We start from the raw sequence: 671 nt of genomic DNA, 5'->3' as shown, positions 1-671 counted from the left end.
CGCACCTACGGTTATCGGCGGATGTGGCTGTGGTTAAAAAGCCAGAATATTTTCTGTAATCCGAAAACCGTGCTGCGGATTATGAAAAAGTATGATCTGCTGTCTGAAATCCGCCGACGCAGGAAATGGAAGCAGATGGGACAGCAGGTACACAAGTATAAGAATCTGCTCAACAGGGAGTTTCATGCGGATAAGCCCAACAGAAAATGGGTAACGGATATCTCCTATATCCATACCAGGCAGGGCGTACTATACCTGTCCATGATCCGCGATCTCTACGACAATTACATTGTAGCCTACAAAACCGGAACGGAACAAACAGTGAATCTGGTTCTGGACACCATTCATCTGGCGATGAAGCAGGAGAAAAAGAGGGCCGCTGCGGAGCTCCGCCTCCACAGCGACCAGGGTGCTCAATACGCCTCGCAAGCATATTTTGAGCTGACTCAAACATACGGCATTACACCGTCTATGTCAAGACGAGGAAACCCATATGATAATGCAATGGCGGAGAATTTCTTCTCCATTCTCAAAACAGAATGCATCTACCGCCACAAACCAGCTACATTCTCAGAGGCCAACGAGATGATTGACCGCTATATTCACTTCTACAACCATGAGCGCATTCAGCTAAAAACGGGAGAGGCGCCGCTGGCGCGACGCCTCTCCGC

Annotated in this window: 1 protein-coding gene; it reads left to right on the top strand. The window is 49.0% G+C overall.

Going from position 1 to position 671, the window contains the following annotated elements:
• Positions 1-671, top strand: a 671-nt coding sequence (locus H6A25_RS12515; RefSeq protein WP_204752450.1) for an IS3 family transposase, incomplete at both ends; no start/stop codon positions are given.

Origin of the sequence: Intestinimonas butyriciproducens (genome assembly GCF_016901775.1) — a bacterium.
Lineage (GTDB): Bacteria > Bacillota > Clostridia > Oscillospirales > Butyricicoccaceae > Pseudobutyricicoccus.
Note: the sequence above shows the minus strand (reverse complement) of the source record. Positions and strands in the feature narration are given on the sequence as shown.